The sequence below is a fragment of the Pseudomonas sp. p106 genome, assembly GCF_003936645.1.
GTDB lineage: Bacteria > Pseudomonadota > Gammaproteobacteria > Pseudomonadales > Pseudomonadaceae > Aquipseudomonas > Aquipseudomonas putida_E.
Genome location: NZ_RHQR01000005.1, coordinates 317,518 through 324,867, shown reverse-complemented (window position 1 = coordinate 324,867; position 7,350 = coordinate 317,518). Strand labels below are relative to the sequence as shown.

Genomic DNA, 7,350 nt, shown 5'->3' with positions numbered 1-7,350 from the left:
CCCTTTCGCGACACAAGGCCGCTCCTACAGCGACCGCGCCCCGCACAGGCTGATAGCAACCATTCATCCCCCTCGGTTGAAATCCTTCCCCCCACCCCCATATGAGTCTGCATCAGGCAATTTTGCCCCGCTGCGTGGAGACTCTCCCCTTGACCACCATCGTTTCTGTCCGCCGTCACGGCAAAGTCGTCATGGGCGGCGACGGCCAGGTATCTCTCGGCAACACCGTCATGAAAGGCAACGCCAAAAAGGTACGTCGCCTGTACAACGGTGAGGTCATCGCCGGTTTCGCCGGCGCCACCGCCGACGCGTTCACCCTGTTCGAGCGCTTCGAAGCTCAACTGCAGAAACACTCCGGCCATTTGGTGCGGGCCGCCGTCGAGCTGGCCAAAGAATGGCGTACCGACCGCTCCCTGAGCCGCCTGGAGGCCATGCTGGCCGTGGCCAACAAGGACGCATCGCTGATCATCACCGGCAACGGTGACGTGGTCGAGCCAGAAGACGGCCTGATCGCCATGGGCTCCGGCGGCGCCTACGCCCAGGCCGCGGCCCGCGCCCTGCTGAACAAGACTGACCTCTCGGCCCGCGAAATCGCCGAAACCGCACTGAACATCGCCGGTGACATCTGCGTGTTCACCAACCACAACCTGACCATCGAGGAGCAGGACCTGGCCGAGTGATCAGCTGTTCTGGCGCCCCGTCCCGGTGACGGGGCTTTTCCACGCTGACTCATTCTGCTCGAGGACCATTTTCATCATGTCCATGACCCCCCGCGAGATCGTCCACGAACTCAACCGCCACATCATCGGCCAGGACGACGCCAAGCGCGCCGTGGCCATCGCCCTGCGCAACCGCTGGCGGCGGATGCAGCTGCCAGCCGAGCTGCGCGCCGAGGTGACGCCTAAAAACATTCTGATGATCGGCCCCACCGGCGTCGGCAAGACCGAAATTGCCCGCCGCCTGGCCAAGCTGGCCAACGCACCATTCCTCAAGGTCGAAGCGACCAAGTTCACCGAGGTGGGCTACGTTGGCCGCGATGTCGAGTCGATCATCCGCGACCTGGCCGACGCCGCGATGAAGATGCTGCGCGAGCAAGAGATCATCCGCGTGCGCCACCGCGCCGAAGATGCCGCCGAAGACCGTATTCTCGACGCCCTGCTGCCGCAGGCCCGGGTCACCAGCTTCAGCGAGGAAGCCGCGCAGACCAGCAGCGACTCCAATACCCGCCAGCTGTTCCGCAAGCGCCTGCGTGAAGGCCAACTGGACGACAAGGAAATCGAAATCGAGGTGGCCGACGCCGTCGGCGTCGAAATCGCCGCGCCGCCCGGCATGGAAGAGATGACCAACCAGCTGCAGAGCCTGTTCGCCAACATGGGCAAGGGCAAGCGCAAGGCGCGCAAGCTCAAGGTCAAAGAAGCGCTGAAGATGGTTCGCGACGAAGAAGCGAGCCGCCTGGTCAACGATGATGACTTGAAGGCAAAGGCCCTGGAAGCGGTCGAACAGCACGGCATCGTATTCATCGACGAAATCGACAAGGTGGCCAAGCGTGGCAACGTCGGCGGCGCTGATGTGTCCCGTGAAGGCGTGCAGCGCGACCTGCTGCCACTGATCGAAGGCTGCACCGTCAACACCAAGCTGGGCATGGTCAAGACCGACCACATCCTGTTCATCGCCTCCGGCGCGTTCCACCTGAGCAAGCCGAGCGACCTGGTCCCTGAACTGCAAGGCCGCCTGCCGATCCGCGTGGAGCTCAAGGCGCTGACCCCGGAAGACTTCGAGCGCATCCTGCAAGAGCCGCACGCTTCGCTGACCGAGCAGTACCGCGAGCTGCTCAAGACCGAAGGCCTGAACATCGAGTTCAAGGCAGACGGTATCAAGCGCCTGGCCGAGATCGCCTTCCAGGTCAACGAGAAGACCGAGAACATCGGTGCCCGCCGCCTGCACACCCTGCTCGAGCGCCTGCTCGAAGAGGTGTCGTTCAGTGCAGGCGACCTGGCCAGTGCACATGATGAAGCACCGATCCAGATCGACGCAGCGTACGTGAACGGCCATCTGGGTGAGCTGGCCCAGAACGAAGACCTGTCGCGCTACATCCTTTAAGCGGCGAGCTGCAAGCTGCAAGCGACAAGCTGTTTGGCGTCGCTTGCAGCACTGCTGCTCACATGATCTTTCCATGGTGGCTCTAATATCACTTCTTGCAGCTTGAAGCTTGAAGCTTGAAGCTTGAAGCTTGAAGCTTGAAGCTTGAAGCTTGTCGCTCAGAAGAGATTCAGACCATGGCCCGCATGCCAACCGCCATCAACCTGCACAAAGCCTCCAGGACACTCAGCCTCACCTACGGCCCCGACGAGGCCTATCACCTGCCCGCCGAATTCCTGCGCGTGCACTCCCCCTCCGCCGAGGTCCAGGGCCACGGCAACCCCATCCTGCAATTCGGCAAGATCAATGTCGGCCTCAGCGGCCTTGAGCCCGCTGGCCAATATGCACTGAAACTGACCTTCGACGACGGCCATGACAGCGGGCTGTTCACCTGGGAATACCTGGAGCAGCTGTGCCTGCGTCAGGAACAACTCTGGGCCGAGTACCTCGATGAGTTGCACAAGGCCGGCAAATCCCGCGATCCTGCCGAAACAGTGGTCAAACTGATGCTCTAGCTCAAGCCTTCCACGCTTTAGAGCGCATTTTCTAATCTCATCTGCTTGAATGCCCTACAGACAGCTCATTCAAGGGCTGTCTTGCGCATTACATGAAAGTCGGGTAACCAATGGAGCTGGCAAGTTCCCTGCATTGCTTTAAAGGCAGTCAGGGCATGGCCGGTATGTAGAGGTCGCGAGCGAAAGCAGGCTGTCTTCACACGCAGATTCCCCCGCAGCTCATCGCCGATTGCATCCGGCCCGCAGCACCGCTGTTCCTTATCACTGGTCACCCGAGTAGCAGTACCGGGCTGTCGACTGTGCATGCGCCACAGCAAACCGGTACTCGTCTCAGGACAACGGAGCGTCGTAGATGAGTAACAAGAACAACGATGAGTTGCAGCGGCAAGCCTCGGACAACACCCTGGGCCTGAACCCGGTCATCGGCATCCGCCGCAAGGACCTGCTGAGCTCTGCGCGTACCGTGCTGCGCCAGGCCGTGCGCCAGCCGCTGCACAGCGCCAAACACGTGGCACATTTCGGCCTGGAGCTGAAAAACGTGCTGCTGGGCAAGTCCAGCCTGGCCCCCGAGGGCGACGACCGTCGCTTCCAGGACCCGGCCTGGAGCAAGAACCCGCTGTACCGCCGCTACCTGCAAACCTATCTGGCCTGGCGCAAGGAGCTGCAGGACTGGATCGGCAACAGCGACCTGTCGCCCCAGGACATCAGCCGTGGGCAATTCGTCATCAACCTGATGACCGAAGCCATGGCGCCGACCAATACCCTGTCCAACCCGGCGGCGGTCAAACGCTTCTTCGAAACCGGCGGCAAGAGCCTGCTCGACGGCCTGTCCAACCTGGCCAAGGACGTGGTCAACAACGGTGGCATGCCCAGCCAGGTCAACATGGACGCCTTTGAAGTGGGCAAGAACCTCGGTACCAGCGAAGGCGCCGTGGTGTACCGCAATGACGTGCTGGAGCTGATCCAGTACAGCCCCATCACCGAGCAGGTGCACGCCCGCCCTTTGCTGGTGGTGCCGCCACAGATCAACAAGTTCTACGTCTTCGACCTGAGCCCTGAGAAAAGCTTGGCGCGCTTCTGCCTGCGCTCGCATCAGCAGACCTTCATCATCAGTTGGCGCAACCCGACCAAAGCCCAGCGGGAGTGGGGCCTGTCGACCTACATCGACGCACTCAAGGAAGCGGTCGACGCGGTCCTGGCGATTACCGGCAGCAAGGACCTGAACATGCTCGGTGCCTGCTCCGGCGGCATCACCTGCACCGCACTGGTTGGCCACTACGCCGCGCTGGGCGAGAAGAAGGTGAATGCGCTGACCCTGCTGGTCAGCGTGCTGGACACCACCCTGGATACCCAGGTGGCATTGTTCGTCGACGAGCAGACTCTGGAGTCCGCCAAGCGCCACTCCTACCAGGCCGGCGTGCTCGAAGGCAGCGACATGGCCAAAGTGTTCGCCTGGATGCGCCCCAACGACCTGATCTGGAACTACTGGGTCAACAATTACCTGCTCGGCAACGAGCCGCCCGTATTCGACATCCTGTTCTGGAACAACGACACCACGCGCCTGCCGGCGGCCTTCCACGGCGACCTGATCGAGATGTTCAAGAACAACCCGTTGACCCGCGCCGATGCACTGGAAGTGTGCGGGACCGCCATCGACCTGAAAAAGGTCAAGTGCGACATCTTCAGTGTGGCCGGCACCGCCGACCATATTACCCCGTGGCAGTCGTGCTACCGCTCGGCGCACCTGTTTGGCGGCAAGATCGAGTTTGTCCTGTCCAACAGCGGCCACATCCAGAGCATCCTCAACCCGCCGGGCAACCCCAAGGCGCGTTTCCTGACCGGCGCGGACCGCCCCGGCGACGCATTGGCCTGGCAAGAGAACGCAGACAAGCATGCCGACTCCTGGTGGCTGTATTGGCAGGCATGGCTGAGCGAGCGCGCCGGCGACCTGAAAAAGGCGCCGGCCCGCCTGGGCAACCGTGCCTATGCCGCAGGTGAAGCCGCACCGGGAACTTACGTTCACGAACGTTGAGTTGTAACGCCGTGGCTGCCCACCGGCAGGCCACGGCGCTTCATTCACCACAGAGTCATGCGCATGTCGTCACACTACATATTCCGGACCGTCGAGCTGGACGACCAGTCCATCCGCACTGCCGTGCGCCCAGGCAAGCCGCACCTGACGCCGCTGCTGATCTTCAATGGTATCGGCGCCAACCTGGAGCTGGTGTTCCCGTTCATCGAAGCGCTGGACCCGGACCTCGAAGTCATTGCCTTCGACGTGCCAGGCGTGGGTGGCTCCTCCACCCCCCGCCACCCCTATCGCTTCCCCGGCCTGGCCAAGCTGACCGCACGCATGCTCGACTACCTGGACTACGGCCAGGTCAACGTGATCGGGGTGTCCTGGGGTGGCGCCCTGGCCCAGCAGTTCGCCCATGACTATCCGGAACGCTGCAAGAAATTGGTGCTGGCCGCTACCGCCGCCGGTGCAGTGATGGTGCCGGGCAAGCCGAAAGTACTGTGGAACATGGCCAGCCCTCGGCGTTACATCCAGCCCTCACATGTGATCCGCATCGCTCCGCTGATCTATGGCGGCGCCTTTCGCCGCAACCCTGACCTTGCCATGCACCATGCCTCCAAGGTGCGCTCCGGCGGCAAGCTGGGCTACTACTGGCAGTTGTTCGCCGGGCTGGGCTGGACCAGCATCCACTGGCTGCACAAGATCCAGCAGCCCACCCTGGTGCTGGCCGGCGACGACGATCCGCTGATCCCACTGATCAACATGCGCTTGCTGGCCTGGCGAATTCCCAATGCCCAGCTACATATTATCGACGACGGTCATTTGTTCCTGATCACCCGGGCCGAAGCCGTCGCCCCGATCATCATGAAGTTCCTCGAGCAAGAACGTCAGCGCGCGGTCATGCACCCCCGCCCGGCCTCCGGCGGCTAGGGTGCTGTTTGCTGTTGTTCTGTCCCGACCGTGGCCTGACGAAGGAGTGCTGCCATGAAAGACAAACCGGCCAAAGGAACGACAACGCTCCCTGCCATGAGCATGAACGCACAGAACGCGATCGTCGGCCTGCGCGGCCGTGACCTGATTTCCACGCTGCGCAATGTTGGCCGCCATGGCTTGCTCAACCCGTTGCATACCGCACGCCACCTGCTCGCCCTGAGCGGCCAGCTGGGGCGCGTGATGCTCGGCGACACACCCTATTCGCCAAGCCCGCGGGACGCGCGCTTCAGCGATCCTACATGGAGCCAGAACCCGTTTTACCGCCGTGGCCTGCAGGCCTATCTGGCCTGGCAGAAGCAGACCCGCCTGTGGATCGATGAAAGCCACCTGGACGACGATGACCGGGCCCGCGCGCATTTCTTGTTCAACCAGATCAACGACGCCCTGGCACCGAGCAACTCGTTGCTCAATCCGTTGGCGGTCAAGGAACTGCTCAATACCGGCGGACAGAGCCTGGTGCGCGGCGTGGCCCACCTGCTCGATGACCTGCGCCACAACGACGGCCTGCCGCGCCAGGTGGACGAGCGCGCCTTCGAAGTGGGCGGCAACCTGGCCGCCACCCCGGGCGCTGTGGTGTTTCGCAACGAGATGCTGGAGCTGATCCAGTACAAGCCGATGAGTGAAAAACAGCACGCTCGGCCCTTGCTGGTGGTGCCGCCCCAGATCAACAAGTTCTATATCTTCGACATGCAGGCGAACAACAGCTTCGTCCAGTACATGCTCAAGAACGGTTTGCAGGTGTTCATGGTCAGCTGGCGCAACCCCGACCCGCGCCACCGCGAATGGGGCCTGTCCAGCTACGTTGAGGCACTTGAAGAGGCGCTCAACGCCTGCCGCAGCATCAGCGGCAACCGCGACCCCAACCTGATGGGGGCCTGCGCCGGCGGCCTGACCATGGCCGCGCTGCAGGGCCACCTGCAAGCCAAGCACCAACTGCGCCGGGTGCGCAGCGCCACCTACCTGGTCAGCTTGCTCGACAGCAAGTTCGACAGCCCCGCCAGCCTGTTCGCCGACGAGCAGACCATCGAAGCGGCCAAGCGCCGCTCTTACCAGCGCGGGGTACTGGACGGCAGCGAAGTGGCGCGGATCTTCGCCTGGATGCGGCCCAACGACCTGATCTGGAACTACTGGGTCAACAATTATCTGCTGGGCAAAACACCCCCTGCTTTCGACATTCTCTACTGGAACGCCGACAGCACGCGACTGCCCGCTGCCCTGCATGGCGAGCTGCTGGACTTCTTCAAGCTCAACCCGCTCACCCACCCCGCCGGGCTGGAAGTCTGCGGCACCCCCATCGACCTCAAGCAGGTCAACCTCGACAGCTTTACCGTGGCCGGCAGCAATGACCACATCACCCCATGGGATGCCGTGTACCGTTCGGCCCTGCTGCTGGGCGGCGAGCGACGGTTCGTGCTGGCCAACAGCGGGCACATCCAGAGCATCATCAACCCGCCCGGCAATCCCAAGGCCTACTACCTGGACAACCCCAGGCTATCGAGCGACCCGCGGGCCTGGTTCCACGATGCCAAGCGCAACGACGGCAGCTGGTGGCCCCTGTGGCTGGAGTGGATAAGCCCACGTTCCGGCCCGCTCAAGGCGCCGCGGGTGGAGCTGGGCAACGCAACCTACCCACCGCTGGGCCCCGCGCCAGGCACCTATGTCCTGACCCGATGAGCACAACGACTG

The 7,350-nt window shown here is 62.8% G+C and carries 6 protein-coding genes; all 6 read left to right on the top strand.

What is annotated here, in order from left to right; translation table 11 throughout:
- Positions 1-149 precede the first annotated feature (149 nt).
- The 6 genes from hslV to phaC (EGJ09_RS09320) all read left to right on the top strand — a co-directional run bounded on the left by hslV (position 150) and on the right by phaC (EGJ09_RS09320) (position 7,338).
- Positions 150-680, top strand: coding sequence for an ATP-dependent protease subunit HslV (gene hslV / locus EGJ09_RS09345; protein ID WP_012312406.1), 531 nt, complete (start codon positions 150-152; stop codon positions 678-680).
- 76 nt (positions 681-756) lie between these two features.
- The gene (gene hslU, locus EGJ09_RS09340; protein ID WP_046785022.1) at positions 757-2,100 is read left to right on the top strand and encodes an ATP-dependent protease ATPase subunit HslU; all 1,344 of its coding nucleotides are present in this window, start codon (positions 757-759) and stop codon (positions 2,098-2,100) included.
- Positions 2,101-2,276: 176 nt separating this feature from the next.
- Positions 2,277-2,654 (top strand): gamma-butyrobetaine hydroxylase-like domain-containing protein, encoded by a 378-nt coding sequence (locus EGJ09_RS09335; protein WP_046785021.1) that lies wholly within the window; start codon positions 2,277-2,279, stop codon positions 2,652-2,654.
- 352 nt (positions 2,655-3,006) lie between these two features.
- Positions 3,007-4,686, top strand: a complete 1,680-nt coding sequence (phaC, locus tag EGJ09_RS09330; RefSeq protein ID WP_046785020.1) for a class II poly(R)-hydroxyalkanoic acid synthase — start codon at positions 3,007-3,009, stop codon at positions 4,684-4,686.
- Between the two features lie 63 nt (positions 4,687-4,749).
- Complete coding sequence (gene phaZ / locus EGJ09_RS09325; RefSeq protein ID WP_046785019.1) at positions 4,750-5,601, top strand: poly(3-hydroxyalkanoate) depolymerase; 852 nt, start codon at positions 4,750-4,752, stop codon at positions 5,599-5,601.
- A 54-nt stretch (positions 5,602-5,655) separates the two neighbouring features.
- Complete coding sequence (gene phaC / locus EGJ09_RS09320) at positions 5,656-7,338, top strand: class II poly(R)-hydroxyalkanoic acid synthase (protein ID WP_125923664.1); 1,683 nt, start codon at positions 5,656-5,658, stop codon at positions 7,336-7,338.
- Positions 7,339-7,350: the final 12 nt, after the last annotated feature.